The sequence below is a fragment of the Clostridium sp. AF22-10 genome (genome assembly GCF_003478725.1).
GTDB classification, from domain to species: domain Bacteria; phylum Bacillota; class Clostridia; order Lachnospirales; family Lachnospiraceae; genus Otoolea; species Otoolea fessa.
The window spans coordinates 1-17201 of the sequence record NZ_QUFZ01000032.1; the positions used below are offsets into that span (position 1 = coordinate 1).

At 48.7% G+C, this 17201-nt stretch carries 18 protein-coding genes and 1 pseudogene; 16 read left to right on the plus strand and 3 right to left on the minus strand.

What is annotated here, in order from left to right; translation table 11 throughout:
* The first annotated feature begins 319 nt into the window (after positions 1 to 319).
* The 8 genes and pseudogenes from DWX91_RS14935 (at position 320) to DWX91_RS14960 (ending at position 4037) form a co-directional block, all read left to right on the plus strand.
* Positions 320 to 844, plus strand: coding sequence for a flavodoxin family protein (locus tag DWX91_RS14935; RefSeq protein ID WP_055176454.1), 525 nt, complete (start codon positions 320 to 322; stop codon positions 842 to 844).
* Positions 845 to 1216: 372 nt separating this feature from the next.
* Positions 1217 to 1588, plus strand: a complete 372-nt coding sequence (locus DWX91_RS17635; protein WP_243017770.1) for a winged helix-turn-helix domain-containing protein — start codon at positions 1217 to 1219, stop codon at positions 1586 to 1588.
* A gap of 93 nt (positions 1589 to 1681) precedes the next feature.
* A complete protein-coding gene (locus DWX91_RS14945) occupies positions 1682 to 1921 on the plus strand; it encodes a hypothetical protein (protein ID WP_005609451.1) in 240 nt (79 codons plus the stop codon).
* A gap of 45 nt (positions 1922 to 1966) precedes the next feature.
* On the plus strand, positions 1967 to 2302 hold the full coding sequence (locus DWX91_RS14950; protein ID WP_243017771.1) for a hypothetical protein: 336 nt from the start codon (positions 1967 to 1969) through the stop codon (positions 2300 to 2302).
* A 41-nt stretch (positions 2303 to 2343) separates the two neighbouring features.
* Positions 2344 to 3042 (plus strand): annotated as a pseudogene (locus tag DWX91_RS14955) (site-specific integrase).
* Positions 3043 to 3286: 244 nt separating this feature from the next.
* Positions 3287 to 3442 (plus strand): hypothetical protein, encoded by a 156-nt coding sequence (locus DWX91_RS16760; protein WP_182426611.1) that lies wholly within the window; start codon positions 3287 to 3289, stop codon positions 3440 to 3442.
* A 116-nt stretch (positions 3443 to 3558) separates the two neighbouring features.
* The gene (locus DWX91_RS17640; RefSeq protein WP_243017772.1) at positions 3559 to 3711 is read left to right on the plus strand and encodes a hypothetical protein; all 153 of its coding nucleotides are present in this window, start codon (positions 3559 to 3561) and stop codon (positions 3709 to 3711) included.
* Positions 3699 to 4037, plus strand: a complete 339-nt coding sequence (locus DWX91_RS14960; protein ID WP_243099072.1) for a type III toxin-antitoxin system CptIN family toxin — start codon at positions 3699 to 3701, stop codon at positions 4035 to 4037. Before DWX91_RS17640 ends, DWX91_RS14960 begins: the two co-directional genes overlap by 13 nt.
* A gap of 57 nt (positions 4038 to 4094) precedes the next feature.
* Here DWX91_RS14960 and DWX91_RS14965 read toward each other — a convergent pair whose 3' ends face one another.
* The 3 genes from DWX91_RS14965 to DWX91_RS14975 form a co-directional block, all read right to left on the minus strand.
* A complete protein-coding gene (locus DWX91_RS14965; protein WP_118539488.1) occupies positions 4095 to 5996 on the minus strand; it encodes a sensor histidine kinase in 1902 nt (633 codons plus the stop codon).
* Position 5997: 1 nt separating this feature from the next.
* The gene (locus tag DWX91_RS14970) at positions 5998 to 7860 is read right to left on the minus strand and encodes a hypothetical protein (protein WP_147354423.1); all 1863 of its coding nucleotides are present in this window, start codon (positions 7858 to 7860) and stop codon (positions 5998 to 6000) included.
* Between the two features lie 128 nt (positions 7861 to 7988).
* Complete coding sequence (locus DWX91_RS14975) at positions 7989 to 8717, minus strand: LytR/AlgR family response regulator transcription factor (protein WP_182430947.1); 729 nt, start codon at positions 8715 to 8717, stop codon at positions 7989 to 7991.
* Positions 8718 to 9040: 323 nt separating this feature from the next.
* Here DWX91_RS14975 and DWX91_RS14980 point away from each other — a divergent pair, with 323 nt between their 5' ends.
* The 8 genes from DWX91_RS14980 to DWX91_RS15015 all read left to right on the plus strand — a co-directional run bounded on the left by DWX91_RS14980 (position 9041) and on the right by DWX91_RS15015 (position 16888).
* Entirely contained in the window at positions 9041 to 9430 is a 390-nt protein-coding gene (locus DWX91_RS14980) for a hypothetical protein (RefSeq protein ID WP_118494255.1), read from the plus strand.
* Positions 9399 to 9779 (plus strand): hypothetical protein, encoded by a 381-nt coding sequence (locus tag DWX91_RS14985; protein ID WP_147353996.1) that lies wholly within the window; start codon positions 9399 to 9401, stop codon positions 9777 to 9779. Before DWX91_RS14980 ends, DWX91_RS14985 begins: the two co-directional genes overlap by 32 nt.
* Positions 9780 to 9784: 5 nt before the next feature.
* Positions 9785 to 11344 carry a hypothetical protein gene (locus DWX91_RS14990; protein ID WP_118539492.1) on the plus strand — a complete coding sequence of 520 codons (1560 nt, stop codon included), beginning with the start codon at positions 9785 to 9787 and terminating at the stop codon, positions 11342 to 11344.
* Between the two features lie 113 nt (positions 11345 to 11457).
* Positions 11458 to 11781 carry a hypothetical protein gene (locus tag DWX91_RS16475; RefSeq protein WP_147354424.1) on the plus strand — a complete coding sequence of 108 codons (324 nt, stop codon included), beginning with the start codon at positions 11458 to 11460 and terminating at the stop codon, positions 11779 to 11781.
* The gene (locus DWX91_RS15000; protein ID WP_118539496.1) at positions 11763 to 12776 is read left to right on the plus strand and encodes a hypothetical protein; all 1014 of its coding nucleotides are present in this window, start codon (positions 11763 to 11765) and stop codon (positions 12774 to 12776) included. The genes DWX91_RS16475 and DWX91_RS15000 overlap by 19 nt, the downstream gene beginning before the upstream one ends.
* A gap of 224 nt (positions 12777 to 13000) precedes the next feature.
* Positions 13001 to 14035: a YDG domain-containing protein gene (locus DWX91_RS15005; protein ID WP_147354425.1), complete on the plus strand. Its 1035-nt coding sequence runs from the start codon at positions 13001 to 13003 to the stop codon at positions 14033 to 14035.
* 69 nt (positions 14036 to 14104) lie between these two features.
* Positions 14105 to 16537 (plus strand): S-layer homology domain-containing protein, encoded by a 2433-nt coding sequence (locus DWX91_RS15010; RefSeq protein WP_147354426.1) that lies wholly within the window; start codon positions 14105 to 14107, stop codon positions 16535 to 16537.
* 57 nt (positions 16538 to 16594) lie between these two features.
* The gene (locus tag DWX91_RS15015) at positions 16595 to 16888 is read left to right on the plus strand and encodes a winged helix-turn-helix domain-containing protein (protein ID WP_243017774.1); all 294 of its coding nucleotides are present in this window, start codon (positions 16595 to 16597) and stop codon (positions 16886 to 16888) included.
* Positions 16889 to 17201 lie beyond the last annotated feature (313 nt).

Genomic DNA, 17201 nt, shown 5'->3' on the forward strand with positions numbered 1-17201 from the left:
GTGCAAAGCTCTATTAAGATGAGAAACTGAGCCTTGCGGCGGTGTGCGCTTGCGAACACGACATAAGGCGAAAAACGCACGGAGACGCCAGTCGACGTGATGTAAAGATGTACCGTTTTACCGAATAGACGGGACGTACTTCATTTAGAATAAAAAACTAAAAAAACAGCGATTTACATCAAACTTACATCAATTGATGCAGAAATCGGTGCAAGCAAGAAAAAATCGCATAATTAGTGCAATGAGTGGGCAATTCCAATCGGAGTTGCCCATTTTTAAAACAAACAGAAATACAAATCGGAAGTTGGAGGATACACGCATGAAAATTGTAATCATTAATGGAAGTGCCAGAAAAGGAAATACGCTGGCAGCAATCAATGCATTTATAAAAGGAGCGTCAGAAAAGAATAAAATTGAAATCATTGAACCCGACAAACTCAACATTGCACCATGCAAGGGATGTGGTGTCTGTCAATGCTCTAAGGGATGCGTCGACAAGGATGATACAAATTCTACAATTGATAAAATTGCTGCCGCAGATATGATTCTTTTTGCTACACCAGTTTATTGGTGGGGAATGTCAGCACAATTGAAACTTATCATTGATAAGTGCTACTGCCGTGGATTGCAGTTAAAAAACAAAAAAGTTGGCACAATTGTTGTAGGTGGTTCTCCCGTAGGCAGTATCCAGTATGAGCTGATTGATAAGCAGTTTGACTGTATGGCAAAATATCTTTCATGGGATATGCTTTTCAAAAAATCATATTACGCAACAGCCAGAGATGAACTTGAAAAAAATAAGGATTCCATGAACGAACTTGAGTGGATCGGAAAAAATTTATAAAGCACACACCAAATTCCAGTTTGCCAACTTGCCCTTTGAGAGAGGAGAAATCCTTTTCTCAAAGGGTTTTTTCTATTTATACGGATATTCGCAAACTACAAGATAAAGCCAAAACTTCATATACTCTAAGCACAAGGAGGTTGAGGTTTGGCTATGAATAACAGTTTAGCAGAAGTACACCCGGAGCTTGTTTCGGAGTGGTCGGAGAAGAACTTACCGCTTACACCTGATACTTAAATGAAGAAGAACGAAGCCCAGTGATACAATCACTCATTGCACTGAAGAACAATTTAGCAGCTCAGGGACGATACACCGATGCAGTAGATGATGTTCTATGTAAAGTGCTTGAAGCAAAGAAAAAGAAATTGAAAATTGAATACATTTAGAACGTGTTTTGTCGTCTGTTTCCTAACCGGAGCAGGCGGCTTTTTTTATTTCGAAAAATTTTTTGAAAAGCAGCGATTTTGGGTGTGCATTTCATACCCCTTTCTCCAAATGGGTGAAGTCTTTCAGGAAGCAGGTGGACAGTTAGAGCGTTCTGAAATTAGAGACAGAATTAGTGAGTTAGATGAGCATATTGCTGAATTTGAACAGAAACTATATACATCTAATAAAACAGGAAATCAGTACAAAAAATTTGATTTTAAGTTTAATTTTGCTATTAAAGAGCTTAGTTATGTCGGACTCATCTGCCACCTGCCGTCTGTCTGCCGGTGCATGAATACTTTCAAGTATCAGGAGTAAGTAAAAGTAGATTGACAGATAATATAGAAAAGCGTATTATAATAATAAGAGGTGGGATTTCCCACACAAATGCTTGCGTAGGAGGTGTTGGTAATGGAAGCGATGAAAGATTATGTTGCCCATCTGGATAACAAAAAAAGAATTACGCTCAGAGGAGCTGCTTATCAGTATTACAATGTAAAAGAATACGGAAATGGCTGCATTATTCTGGAACCTCGGGAACTGGCAGTGCCAGAGAGCATTTCAGCCAGAACTCTGGCAGATATGGATCGTGCAGTAAGTAACTTTAAGAGAGGCGATGTTTCCCCGGCTATTGACCTGTCAGATTTTTAAAAGGAATAAGAGATGAATTTTAATATATGAATGGGAATTCCTGAAATGCAGGAACTTTGGTTAGATCTGCAGGAGAAATATCGTTCCGGTAATATAAAAAAGAAGGAAGAACAGTTGTATAAAAAATGGGGAAAGGCTTTAAAGCTGTTGTCGGCTGATCCGGGTTATCCGAGTCTTCAAACCCATGAAATAGAGCCATTATCCAGACGTTATGGAATGAAAGTGTGGCAATCATATCTGGAAAATAAAACCAGTGGCGCAATGAGAATGTACTGGGTTTATGGACCAGACCAGAAAGATATTACAATTATCGGACTGGAACCACATCCGGAAGATAAGAAAAATGGCGCATACGACCGAAGTTCACTGTCGGATTTGTAGAATAAAACTGAATATGGAACTAAAATACGAGCAGTTAGTCTATGAAAAATAGGTTAGCTGCTTTTTTCATGCAAAAAGGTGAATCACAGAGACGTTCAGACGGAAGATATGTATATACTTATACGGATCCTCTCGGAAGACGTAAATATGTTTATGCACAAGACCTTGTAACGCTTCGGGAAAAAGAAGCACAGCTCATGAAAGATCAGATGGACGGTCTGGATATATAATCTAACGTATTATCCGGTAGGAGAAGACCGGGCATCGGAAAATCACATTTCAACGCCGAAAACAGAAGCCGGAATGCGTACGATTCCCATGTTGGATACAGTGAAAGATGCTTTTGAAATGATCTGGGAAGAGCAGAAAGAAAATGGCTGGACAGATGCAGAGATTGATGGGATGACAGGCTTTGTTTTCTGTAACCGTTATGGAAATATAATGAATGCCCAGTCAGTTAATCGGGCAATCAAGAGAATCTCATCTGCTTATAACGCAACAGAAGAAATAGAGGCAAAAAAGAGCACCGGGAGCCGGTGCTCTTGCCGGATTTTTCAGCGCACAGCTTGAGACACACATTTTGCACAAGGCTTTGTGAAAGAGAAACGAACCTGAAAATAATCCAGTCGATCATGGGGCATAAGGATATTCAGACCACTGTGGATATCTATGCAGAAGCGACAGAGAAGAAAAAACAGGAAACATTTGAACATTTGGCTGCAACAATGGATGTATTTTAAGAAGGGCTTATGAACCCTTTCATCTGACAACAGAAATAACCAAATGAGATCAAATTGACAACAGATATGATTTTACAATGATTCATCATGAATGGTAATGAAGAGAAGACAATTTAATAGAAATAGCACAGCGAAGCATCACGAAGGGTAATGAAGAAAAATTAAAAAAATTCCCGACGATGAAGAGTTGGAGAAATAAAATGCCGAAAACAGGGCGTTTTCAAGCAATTTAAGAGGCTTAAATTTGTATTTTACGACAGAGTTACGACAAATGATGAGCCATGATATAGTAAAAAATATTTCTAAACTTAAAAAACAGGTTGCTAAATTCAGAGAAACTGTATATACTAAAGATAGAAGTAAATGTTTGCCGCTTGCTGATGGTGCGGGGTATAAATAATTCAGTTCGTAAATGAAGCCACTTGCTATACAGGTGGGATAAAAATAGTATAGTTTGTAAATGTTCCCCATCAGTGAATTCTGATGGGGAATTTTATCACATAGGAAAGGTTATTTATGGAGATACAACAGGGATATTCGTATCATATCAAGGATGAATTTTTTGACTTGGTTCAGGATAAATATTTGATGAGTAATAAGGAACAGGGGAACTATCGTCCTCATTACTATGCAATTCAGGATAGAAAAATTCAAAATTGTATTGGATGATACCAATTAGCTCACAAGCTGAGAAATACAAGGAAATCGTTGAAAAGAAAAAGAAACGATATGGTAAATGCAATACGATAGTGATTGGATTATTTGCAGGGAAAGAAAATGCTTTTTTGATACAGAATACATTTTCTGTTATTGAAAAATATTTTGACCATGTTCATACGATTCAGGAACAGCCTGTAACGATACATAAAAAGTTGGATAAGGTACTTGTTGAAAATCTGAATGAAGTACTGGCTATGTATAATCGTGGAATAAAATTGACTTTTACGGATATTAAAGCGATTAGGAATATTATGGAAGAAGAACTTGGAAAATAGAGAGGACACCATGCTTATGCAAATGTAAGTAATGGTGTCCTTTTGTATGAGCAATGTTTATAAACCCACTGTAATTCCAACAAGAAAGGATTCCTCACCGGGAACAAGATCGAGATCACCGCCATGGCTTTCAATGATTTTTCGGACAGAGGAAAGCCCGATTCCATGATCAGCAGATGTACCCTTTCGGGAGAGGAATGTTTTTCCTTCTTGCAAGGCCAGACCGTCGTAAGTGTTTTCAATCTTCAAAAAATACATATTGCCTCTGGTTTCGCCTGCAATGAAAACGCGGCGCACCCCTTGCTTTTGGCGGCTGCACGCCTCAACGGCATTGTCCAAAAGATTGCCCAGCACCGTACACAGTTCCACATCGGTAAGCGGCATCTGATCGGGAAGATCGAGCCGCACCTGAAATTCTGTCCCTTGTGTCTGCGCCATGCCGTAGTAGTATTCAATCAGCGCATTTACGACGGGATTTTTGCAGAACTGGGCAGGGGAGTGACCCGATGATGCCGCAACCTGTTCCTCTACCTGTAACAGGAAGGAGCAGATCTCCGTCTGCCCACGTTCAGAGGCCATGCGGTCTATGGTGCGCAGATGGTGTTTGATGTCGTGGATCAGCCTTCTGTTTTCTGCCGCTGCCTCTGAAACCTGACGGCTGTATTCGGTCTGCATAGAAAGCTGACGGATGACCTGCTTGCGTTCTTCCTGAAAAATCAGGCTGTTTCCATATCCTTCTATCACATCGCGCCAGAGGGAATAACCGATGGCTGCTGCTATGAAAAAGCTGCCCCATTCCAAAAACCAACCGCCGATAACCGGCTCATAAACCGGCAGAAGGCGATCCCATATAAAGGCGCAGGTTGCGGCTGCCGCAGCATAGAAGATCGGCCTGCTCCGTTTTTCTCCTCTGTGAATGGCAAGCACAGCGATGATAAGCAGATAGAGCGCAGATGCCGCCTTATAACAAAAGACCGATGCAGAGAAGAAACGAATCGCTCCAAGGGAGAGATGGGAAGCCATCATGCCATACACAAACGCATATACCAGGAAGGCAGCGCCCATCCAATTACTGATGGCCGCAGGAAGGAAGCCCGGCCTGCATATCCGGTTTTGCAGAACTACGATCAGCCAGGTAACCAGATAGATACAGAACAGTTCAATCGTGTACCAGGGGAATACGGGAACCGCAGCCAGCATATGAAGCACAGGATAGGATGACAGGCCGCACATGGCAAGGCAGATTAGTCCGAACAGGAATGTATTTTTCTGTTTCATCCGGCGGCTGAAATAAAAGGACAGCAGCGCACAGACAAAGGTAACTGTACAGCTGAACAGGCAGAATGCAAACCGGATTCCTCTGGTTGTATTGACCGCCAGCATCGTTCCGAAAGCAGGCGGATAGACAATCCCTCCGTAAAAGTGGTCATAGTTGCTGACCGCTATGGTGAGTGTGACCGGTTTTCCGCCATGAAAAGTGACCATGCGGTTTTGAACCAATGGTGTCCCCTGTGCCGGTTCCCCCATTTGCAGGATCAGGTCATGATCCAGATAAAGGTTGTAAGCAGAAAACACTTCCGGGATTTCCAGCGCATATGTTTCCTTCCGTTCCGGCAGAAAGAATGTCATCTGATAAGTCCCGCAGCCATAGGGAGAAGGGTTTGCAGGGCTGGAGAAATTGGTCTGCTCTCCGATGGAAAGGTAGCGCATATAATGGCTTTCATCCCGTATTTCTTCCGGGGTCAAAAGCGCGTCAGGATAAAATGCCCAGCCGGATACCAGAAAGCGCACCGGTGACTTTTGAAGTTCTTCCTCAGAAAGCGCCAGAATCCCATTTGCCGCCTGGATTGTGTTCTGGCTATATTTATTATTGAACTGATACAGGCCAAGAAAAAACAGGGATGAGCACAGGCAGACCATACATAAGGCAGCATATTTTTTTACTGCAGAAGATACCATCTTATTTTCGCCTCCTCCTTAGGAAAAACACACCGGCAGACAGAAGAAGCAGACAGGCCGGAATCAAAAGGAGTATGGGTGACCGGCTATGCTCTGTGTCGGCGGCCTGTGCCAGGGAAACGGCATCTTCCTTTCCCACAATGGTGTATGCCCCTGTATGGCTGATCTGAAAGGAGACGGCTTTTGCCGCATTGTCATAACCGGTCATGGGAATTTCCACACCGCTTTCATCACAGAGGAACCATGTGCCGGCTGCCGGGTCATTTGGACAGGGCAGCATGACAGAAACATCCGGCAGGGAGCTGAGCGCAGTTCCATTGATGGAAAACGAAAAAGAAAAACCGCCGTCCGTATCCTTTTGGATGATGACTTCAATCTGATCTTCGTTTTGGATGCCCTCCGGCAAGGCGTCTTTTGGTATGCTGATGGTGATTCCTTGTTTGGAAAAGACGGCTCTTTGCTCCCCTGTTTGCAGCATCATCAAAAAGCGCATGCCGGAAATCCGGTCGGTGGTTTCATCGAAGAACTCTGAAAAATCAGGGCTTTTGGAATCCGCATCTTCCTCTGTATCACCGTTTGCCTGTTCCGATGGGAAATCGTCTTTATCTATATCTATGGAATCATCCTTTCCCTCCAAGGATGGCTCGGAAGACTTGTGGGATGGTTCATGATCCGCAGGATCATTTTCTTCACTGACAGGTGGTGTTTTTTCAGAATCGTTGGAATCCACTCTGCCGCCATTTGTTGCAGGCGGTTTTGGAGGCTTTGTGGAGGGCCTGTCTGCGAAACCGTCATCCTGATCGTCGGTATCTTCAGGAGGCGGTTGAATGATGGTATCGGGTGGATTCCCGCCTGCATCCCCTCCATCCCGGTCGCCTTCATGATACCCTTCAAGGACAATTTCATCTGCGTAGGTAAAGGACAGGATGCCGGTCTGTCCGCCGTCATAATCAACCTGAAGGCGGTAGCTGCTGCCCGGTGCCAGCAGACGGGTGGCAATCGAGAGCATTTCCTGACCCACATAAACGCCACTTTCCAGACGGTTCCATGAACCGTTGTTTTCGGACAGCCATATACTGACCTTGTCCAGATTCCCCGGAGGTGTAACCCAGGGAAAATAAAGGCTTCCTCTGCGAACCAGGAAGCAGTTGATGTCTGGGCTGCCCGGAGCCTGAACAGAAACAGGAATTGAAATTTCAGGGAAATCGACACGATCCGCAAATATGGTATTTTCCGGTGCAGTCAGCCTTCCTGCTGCATGGTACAGTCCCACAGTATTCAAATCAATACCAGAAAAATCCCATTCCACCACAGCGGTGTAGCTGGTTCCATTTTCCGCATAGCATTCCAGATAGTAAGGGGAAAAGGAAAACAAATTTTCCAGCGTTTCGGTTTCGCTGCCCTGTTGAACCGCAAACGCGTCCGTATAAGGATACCACTTCTCTATGGAGGTAATGACAGCAGGCGGCATTTCTTTCACCCGGACGGAAATCTGAAGCTCCTGCAAGACAGCTTCACCAAAGGCATACCCCTCCGGCAGTTCAATCCGGCCTGCTGCGGTATATTCGCCTGGAGTGGTCTGGTCAATGGCCGAAAAATCCCATGCGACAGAAAATGTTTCCTGCCGGATTTCTTCACCTGCTGTTACCGTGGCGCAGACGGTTTGATACCGAAGGGCCAGCTGATAAATTTCCTCCAGGTCATCATCAGACGGTGTGGTTCTAAGGGGCAGGGTGAAATCTGGCAGGGAGAGCAGTTCGTCTTCATTTTGTATTTCTGTGACAAGGACGAGGGATACTTCTTCCGATGCTTCCGGGGTTTTGCTCTCCAGTGTCCCCGGAGCATCGCTTTCTAAATCCGGCAAAATCTCCCTTCTTTCATCGGCATTGGATGGGGTTGCAGTTTCGGCGGCAAATGCTGGGATACTGCAGGTGAAGCAGAGGAGACAGGCCAGACAGCCCTCCAGAATACGCCTGTGCATTTGCTTCATTCTCATACGATACCCCCCATTCCAGAGAAAACATATTGACGGTAGGATTCCCGCAGCTGTTTTCCATTGCGGAGGGCAATCGGAAGTTCCTCCCCGTTTATCAAACGGAAGGTCTGACTGTCAACCTGGCTGATGTAATCCATGTTGATTAAAATGCCCCGGTAGCAGGGCAAAAAACGCTTGTCCTTCTGCAATGCGGCAGTAACCTCCTGAAAGCCTCCGCTTACCGGTATCACGCGTTCCGCCGTATGAATCCGTGTCATACGGTTTTGATAATCTATGTATAGAATCTTCTCTGTGGGAAGTTCCAGCTTTTGACGGTCAGCCATAACCGAAAGTGTCATCACTTCATAGGGCGGTTTTAGCTGGCACAGCTCCATCGCTTCTTCAAAATCTGCCTGATGGAGCGAAAGCGGCTTCAGCAGATAATAGCTGGCGGACAGGCTATACCCCATCCGGGCATAATCTTCTGTAATGGTCAGAAAAACAATCTTACAAAGCCTGTTTTTCTGGCGCAGCCTTCTGGCGGCCTCTATTCCATCCATGTTCTCCATATAGATGTCCATAAAGACAAGCTGAAAATTGACCTGGGCGGCAGCTTTCAGAAAATTCTCTCCGTCCTCAAATTCTGTCAGCGTATAGTCCAGCTGATGCTTTTTCATATAATTTTCCAGGCAGGCAGACAGTTCTGCTCTGTCCTCTGCTCTGTCATCCACAATCGCAATCTGCATCGTGCCATCTCCTTTGCACAATAATCCAATATTAGTATAACATAAAACCGCAGGAAAAAACTTGCGTCTTAAACAGGAAACCTGCGTCTTAAACAAAGTCGGTTGCATTTCCCTTGACAAGATGCTACTCTAATTATACTACCAGACTTTCCGATGAGAAGGTCTGTTTTTTTATGTGACAGGAAATTCCGAAGAATTCCCTGTCACATAAAAAAGGCACTAACGTGCCAAAGATGCGCACTTGCGCGAAGATGTAGATTGTCGCAAGCGACCGCGCAAGGCACATTCTTTCTTGTTTTTCTTTTCAGGAAAGGAGGCTCAGCATGAAAATCGCACTTTGTACGGAATTAAGGAATGCAGAATGGTTTGAGAGCAGGCTGCGCTCCCTTTTTGCTGGGGACGGACAGCTTGTCATCGACGAGCTATGGAATGAGAAGCAGCTATCTCAGGCACTGCGGCGGAGCCGATATCATGCGGTTGTCATCGCAATGACCGGGGCAAGGGGATTGGAGGCTGCCATTCAGGCAAAGCAGCTGGCACCGGAAACACCGCTTGTCTGGTGGAGCGATGATAAAAACTTCGCCCTGATCGCGTATCAGCTTCGTATCCCGGCATTCCTCTCCATAGATTGTAGTGATCAGGAGCTATATGAGGCGATGGAGCCCATCAGGAAACGGAGGTATGGAAATGCGAATTGCGCTGTGCAGTTATAGCCAGAAAGAAAAAGAAACCGCTTTGCTGATGAAGCTGGGCAAAGTAGACCGCTTTGATAATGGTGTGTTTTGTACCTATGCCATGCAGCGGGATGGGCCTTATGATGCTGTGGTGGTCATGGAGGACGGAGCCAGGGGAATGAATTTCTGCATGAGCATACGAGGGTACAGCAAGGATGTCCCTCTCCTGTGGATCAGCGACCAGGCAGAGTTTGAACCCCAAAGCCGCAGGATGCAGGCGGACACCTTTTTGGTAAAGCCTGTGACAGAATATCAGCTGCGGGAGGCGGTATCCCAGCTGCTTCAGAAAACAACGAGAAGGAACGAACCGCGTGAGGAGGATGAATAAATGATATGGAAATGGAAACGGCCGGCCGCGTTTTTACTGGCGGCGGCAATGATTTTACGATGCCGGGAGTTCCGGCATCTGCGGTGGAAGCGGGTGTATCCGCCGTCCATACGGGGTTGTGCAAGCATCACCCGGAACATACAGAGGACTGCGGATATACGGAAGGAGCCGAAGGGGCAGCCTGTGAACATGAGCATACTGAGGATTGCTACACCCTTGTGAAGAAGTGTATCCATGAACATGACGAAAGCTGTTACCCTGTTTTGGAAGGCAGCGTATCAGAAAATACGGCGACCTCATCTGAAGTAGAGGAGGCCCAGCCGACCGAGTGTACCCATAAATGCAGTAAGGAAAGCGGCTGTATCACAAAAAAATTAAGCTGTCCTCATGAACGCGGCGAGCATGACGATAGCTGCGGCTACATCCCGGCCACAGAGGGGACGCCCTGCGGGTATACCTGTGAACTGTGCAATTCTCAGGACAACGGGCTTGTTCCCGGCGTGTCCGGGAATGCTCCGGCGGAGTGTATCTGCGAAACCCGCTGTGAGCAGGGGGCGGTCAATCCCGACTGTCCGGTCTGCTCTGCGGAAGATGCGGATCTCTCTGCCTGCAAGGGAACAGAGCAGGCAACGCCCCTGATGGCAGCTGCAGCAGACGATGAAACCATCTCCGGCAATGTTATCTGGGAGAACAGAAACATAACTACCCCGGTGACGGTGAAGGGCGACACAACAATCACGCTGAAAGGCGAGAATACCATTACGATTACCGATACCGCATATACCGCCGCTCTGGATATGTATTCCGCCAATCTGACCATTCAGGGAAGCGGCAGTCTGACGGTCAATGTTCCTAGCGGGAAAGATGGTATTGCGGACGGCAGTTGGAGCGACACCGCCGGCGGGACGCTTACCATAAAAGACGGGGTAAAGATAACCACCAACGGCGGTTTGTGCGGCTTGAGCGCTAAAACCATCGTGATTGAGAATGGAAAGCTGAATCTAAATTCCGGTTGGGGTATTAACACTGCATCCCTGACCATGAAGGGAGGAACCCTTTACGCCACCGGAAAATATGGTGCGATTTCGAATAGTAGGTATGGAAACGCCCGAAACATCAACAAAAACCTGACCATTCTGTATTCGGAAAGTCAGAATGCAAAAACAGACGATATGTCGGTCGGCACAGCGGCCGATACGACAAGAGAAGGGGACGTCAAGACCATCTATATCGCCAAGATGGCGCCCCGCGCAAGCCTGACCGTCGGCGCGCAGCAGGGAACCCTGCAGGAAGGCTCAGGCAGTCAGACGGCGACCTTCTCCGTTACCGGCAGCAAGGTCCAGATGAATACCCTGAACGTGGAATGGGTGGGCGACCACACCGGTCTGACGGCGGCAAAATCCGCTGACAACCAGACCATCACCGTTACCGCGGACAACAATGTCAAGGAGGGCCGCTATAAGCTGAAGCTGACCGCAAACAGCGAAGCAGGATACTCTCCTGCCAAGCGACCGCCACCGCAACGGTCACCGTCGCCGCCGCGCCCAAAAACCCCATTACCATAAGAACGCAGCCGCAGGTCGTATATGAGAAATTAGATGGGGAAAGTGTAGCGGTTGTCGATGTCAGCGCCTCTCTGGCAAGCGGTCAGTCCGGTAATATTACCTATCAGTGGTATGTGAACGGAAAAGAATTTCAGGGCACAGGCAGCGGCAGTTATAATAAAATCGTCCTGACCAAGTCCAACCTGACCCCAGTGGAGGGCAGGGACTGGGAGTACAGCGGCCAGGTCTACTGCAAGCTGTCCTATAATAACTATACCGTAGATACAAAAACTGTCACCGTTACCATTAACACCTGCACCCATGCAAAATACACCCACGATGCAAATGCCAACAGTGCGGCGAACCGTGTCGCAAGGAAGTGCTCTTTATTGACGAAGATGGTATCCCCTATTCGTCTGAACTCGGGAACAATCAAGCCATGGTTGGGAGCAGGCTGATTTCCGGCGGAACCTTTTATTTTGTGCGGGATATTGACGCAATCTTGCGTGCGGGAGGAGGTGATGGGACCAACAAAAAGGACCTTACGCTGGACCTGCAGGGCCACAAGGTCAAGGCGCTGGATTTGCAAGATTGCCCGTACAACAGCGTCACCATCAAAAACGGCACGATAGAGGGCATTGGAGAGGTCATTGCCACCAAAGGCCCCACGGTATTGATATTAGACAGCGTTACAACAGGCGGGGGTGTCGTTAATAACCTGTTTACCCTGACGGTAAAGGGCGACTGCGTGTTTCAGCATCAGGTGAAATTCCTTGGGAAAACCCAGCTCCAGGGCGGCACGTTCCAATGTGGAATCAATGCAGAACTTGGTGAGGAGGCCCTGGCTCTGCTGGCGGACGGATATGCCTTTGCAGACGCTGATAGCGACGAAATTTTGAACGTTTCCAATGTAGATATTCCGGATAGAGCGGTCAAGGTGGTCGAGCATACCGACCAATATCATAACGGCAAATGCGCCTGCGGCAGAGTCTGCGACCATGCGGGCAAGGTGGACAGCGCCGGTTACTGCACCCGCTGCCATATGCTGGTGGAGGCATTTGAAACCGGCGGCAAGCGATACACCAGTCTGGAAAACGCGCTGACTGCCGCGCAGGACGGTGACACTATCACGCTGCGGGGGCCTTTGGACATCGAGAACGCAGAGCCTATCGAAATCAGCAAAAATATTATACTGAACTTGAATGGACACACCCTGAGTAAATCCGCTGAGAATGCGCTTCTACGCATCCTCGGCTCCAATGTAGCCATCATGAACGGCAAGGTGCTAAGCACCTGCACCAGCAAGCCCGCTACCGCGGTGGAAGTTGGAAAATTTGACCACACAGGCGCAAAGCTGACGCTGGACAATGTCACCCTGGAGGGCAGCGTAGGCGGCGGAATTGGTTCCGGTGGAACTGGGCTTTCCATTGTACCGGGAACGAAGCTGTGGTAACGAGCGGCACGTTCCCCGGCGGCATCTACACGGAGGGAGCGCTGACCATGTCCGGCGGCAGTGTGGCTCGGCTGGAATTGGGTGCGCTCGAGGGTATTCCAGTGCCCCTGTCCGGCGGCTCCTTTGGCAGCATCCAAATCGAGAATGGCGCAAAGTATCAATCCCTGCTGGAAAAGGGCTATGCCTATCAGAAGCAAGGCGGCGCATTGGTCAGGCTGTCGGAGATGAATGAGAATACTGCCGTAACCGTTGTGAAGTGCAGTCACCCGGATGACCCTTCCGGCGGGAATGTTTGCCCCTACTGCGGCTATGCCGCTGCGGCGACAAAGACGGACGGCAGCATTTCCTACTATCTGACGGCAGACGCGGCCATCGCCGCAGCCGACGGCGGTACGGTGAAGCTGCTGGCAAATGCAGGCGAGATCACCATCGGCAGCCCGCTCAAGCTGGATCTGAACGGTAAGACGGCGGCAAAACTGACCGTTACCGGAAATGTTACGCTGGCATCCCTGCTGCCGGAGGGTTACGTGTTTAAGAGCGGCAGTACCTGGATAACCGATCTTACCGGCAAGGAGCTGACCAATGTTTCTATGGCCAAGATCCCCATCAAGAGCATGGACTATCCGAACAAGATGAGCATGACTTATGGCGGTACGGGGACGCTTCTTGTCAATGTAAATAAGGAAAGCGGCACAGGCGCTGTGAGCTTCCAGTGGTACAAGGTGGAGAACGGCAAAGAGACAGCGGTTGACAACGCAACAAAGAATCAATTTGATCTTTCTACGCAAAAGCTACCCGCAGACCAGCACACCTTCCGCTTTTTGGCCACCTGCGACGGCTACAAGAAGATGAGCCAGGATATTGTTGTAACGGTACAAAAGGCCGACATCAGGTCAAGCCTCATCACGCCTCCCACAGCACAGGAAAACCTGACCTATACCGGCCAGGAGCAGGCGCTGATTACCGCAGGCAGCGTGACCAGCGGTGGCACCATGCAGTACAGCCTGACCGAGAACGGTACATACAGCCTGGGCATCCCTACCGGCACCGATGCCGGAACGTATACCGTGTGGTATCGGGTGATTGGCGATGCAAACCACAATGATACCGCACCCGCCAGCGTGGAGGTCAGCATTGGAAAGAAACCGCTGACGATCAGCGGGGTAACGGCTGTGTCCAAGCCCTATGATGGCACGACAGACGCAGGCATTACCAGCGTAACCTTCGACGGCATGAACTTGAACCGAGGCACAGACTAAACCGTGGCCGCCAGCTTTGACGATGCCGGCGTGGGCAACGGCAAGAACGTCACTGCCACAGTGACCCTGATGGGGCAGGCCGCGAAGAATTACTCCCTGGAGCAGAGCAGCTTCCCTACGACTGCCAGCATCGCCAAGGCCGCTGCGCCTGACTTCGTCAAGGAAACTGCGCTTACCATTGTAAACGGCCACGAAAAGACCTACACTGTGACGCTCCCCGCCCTGCCCAAGCTGGAAACGCCCAAAGAGTACGGTGCACCCACCTATGAGCTGGGCGAGATCAAACTCAATGACGGCTACTACACCAGCGGCGCGAAGGTGGAAAACGGCAAGCTGACCCTGCCGATTCAGAAAAATGACGTGGAAACCACCGGCTCTGTGGGCACAGTGACCGTAGTGATCAAGAGCACGAACTATAAGGACATCACGCTGACCGTCAATGTCAATGCGACCAACAAGCTTGTCCCCACTGTTACGGCACCTACGGTCAATACACTGACCTACAATGGTGCAGAACAGGCTCTGGTTACAGCGGGCAAGACCACTGGCGGCGCAATGCTCTACCGGCTTGGCGATTCTGAGTGGAGTGAGCAGATCCCCACAGCGAAAAACGCGGGGGAATACACTGTTTGGTATAAGGTTCAGGGAAACGCAGAGTACGCAGATGTGGCAGAACAGAACGTGACTGTGACCGTAGCGAAGAAATCGGTCACAGTTACGGCGCTTGACAAGAGCGCCTACACCGGCAGCACCGCGCCCGATCTGAGCAGCCCGGAAGCAGATAAGGATTACAAGGTGGAAGGTCTGGTTGGTGCAGATACCCTGAGCGGCACGGTAACGCTGGACTACGCACAGACACCGGATATGAGCAAAACCGGCAAAACTGCGATCAACATTACTGGTACGCTGTCAAATGACAATTATGCGATCACCTATGTTTCTGGAACGTTGACTGTTTCCAAGCAATCTTCCAGCGACGGCGGTTCCTCCTCTGGTGGTTCGGGCAGCGGTGGAGGCTCATCCTCCGGCGGTTCTAACGGTTCCGGAAGCAATGATAACACCAACCAGCCGGAAGCCCCTGTCACCGGTGAAACCAAACCCATACAGCCGGATAAAAACGGCAATGCGGCAGTGGATAACAGCTCTGTCCAGTCCGCCATCGACAAGGCCAAACAGGATGCGAAAAAGAACGGCACCACAGAGAACGGGATTGGCGTTACTGTTCCCATCATCCCGGCGGCAGGCCAGACCTCTCTTAACGTGACCATCAAGGCGCAGACACTGGATCTGCTGGTTAAAGAAAACGTCCGGCAGTTTACCGTAGCAACAGACCATCTGGTTTCGGTTAATATCGGCCTGGATACTCTGAAGCAGCTGGATACCGCCTACGCTGGCGGGGACATCATTCTCCGGGCAGATAAGGTGGATGCACTGCGTTCCACCGAGGCCAAAGCCACCATCGGCACAAGATCGGCCTATGACCTGTCACTGGTCTACCTCTCCGGCGGCAAAGAAACACCGATTGCCAACTTAAATGGTCACACTATATCGGTGCGTTTGCCCTACACACCGGCAAATGGTGAGCAGACAGGTAATCTCTATGCAGTCTATGTAGATGACGCTGGCAAGGTGGAATGGATCACCAAATCCAGCTACAATGCCAGCCTGAAAGCGGTGGTTTTTGAAACCGGTCATTTCAGCGTTTACGGCGTGGGCTACAAGAACCCTGCCCCGGTCTTTACCGACATTACCGGCCACTGGGCAGCAGATAACATCCTCTTTGCAGCCAGCCGGGGACTGCTCTCCGGCACCAGCGACACCACCTTTAGCCCGGACACCGGCATGACCAGAGGAATGTTTGTGACAGCTCTGGGGCGGTTGGCGGGCATCAACCCGGACAGTTACCAGACCGGGAAATTCACCGATGTGAAAGCCGACGCTTACTATGCTCCCTATGTGAACTGGGCGGCACAGACCGGTATTGTGGAAGGCATTACCGCCACCACCTTTGCACCGGACACCAACATCAACCGGGAACAGATGGCGGTGATTATGAAAAATTACGCTGCAAAGCTGGGCTATGACCTGCCCCAGACCTTGAAGGCTGTGACCTTTGCGGACAACACACAGATCAGCAGCTGGGCAAAGGATGCGGTCAAGTCCATGCAGCAGGCGGGCATCCTGGCCGGGAAGAATGAAAATAAGTTTGACCCCAAGGGAACCGCCACCCGCGCCGAGGTCGCCACGGTTCTGCGGCGGTTTGTGGAAATCGTCATTGACCCGCAGGCCGCAAACGGCTGGCAGCAGAATGACAGCGGCCAGTGGAACTATTACAGAAACGGGGAGTCAGTGAAAGGCTGGCTCTCCGAGGATCAGAAGTGGTACTGGCTGGACAAGGTCACCGGAATGATGTTTGCCGGAGGCTGGAAGCAGATCGATGGTAAGTGGTACTACTTCTATGCAGACGGGACGATGGCGGTGAATACCGCATCCGACAGATGAAAAATGAACCCGTAATGTAATGCAAAAATAATATCAATAAAGAGGGATGTGAACAATATGGGCAAGTTTCTAATACTGTCGCTTACCGACCATGAAGAATATATACTCAGTAGAATTATGGAGATTATTGCGGTTGAGCCAGGATTTGACCATATTGTGACATCCCACCCTTGTAACACTCTTGTTTTTCCGGGCTTGGAGCTTCGGCTGAAGGAGAGAACAGCATACCGAAACGGTGAGTTGATTTCTATGACTCGTCGGGAATTTGAAACATTGGTATACTTGGCAAAACATCCATCCTGGGTATTTTCTGCCGGACAGATCTATGAAGAAGTATGGGGAGGATGGTGAAAATTGCGGAACGGCTGTTGCCTTCGTACCGAAAATCAATGCGAATCCGGTGTATAACGGAGGGTGAAGCCTGCTATATGTATGTAGCAATCATTATGATAACATAAAAGGCACGGCATAAAGAAATCTGATGTAAAATCTATCAGAATAATTTATGCCGTGTCTCTTTTTAATTTGATTGAAAAACGGCACACCGCATTCTCATTACTTTAGCCTGCAAATAAAAAGTCAAGACTTAATGGGGAAAAAAATATAAAATTTTACATGGTTAAAATTAGGCACTAAAATAAGACCACCACAAGCAGTGCTGGTC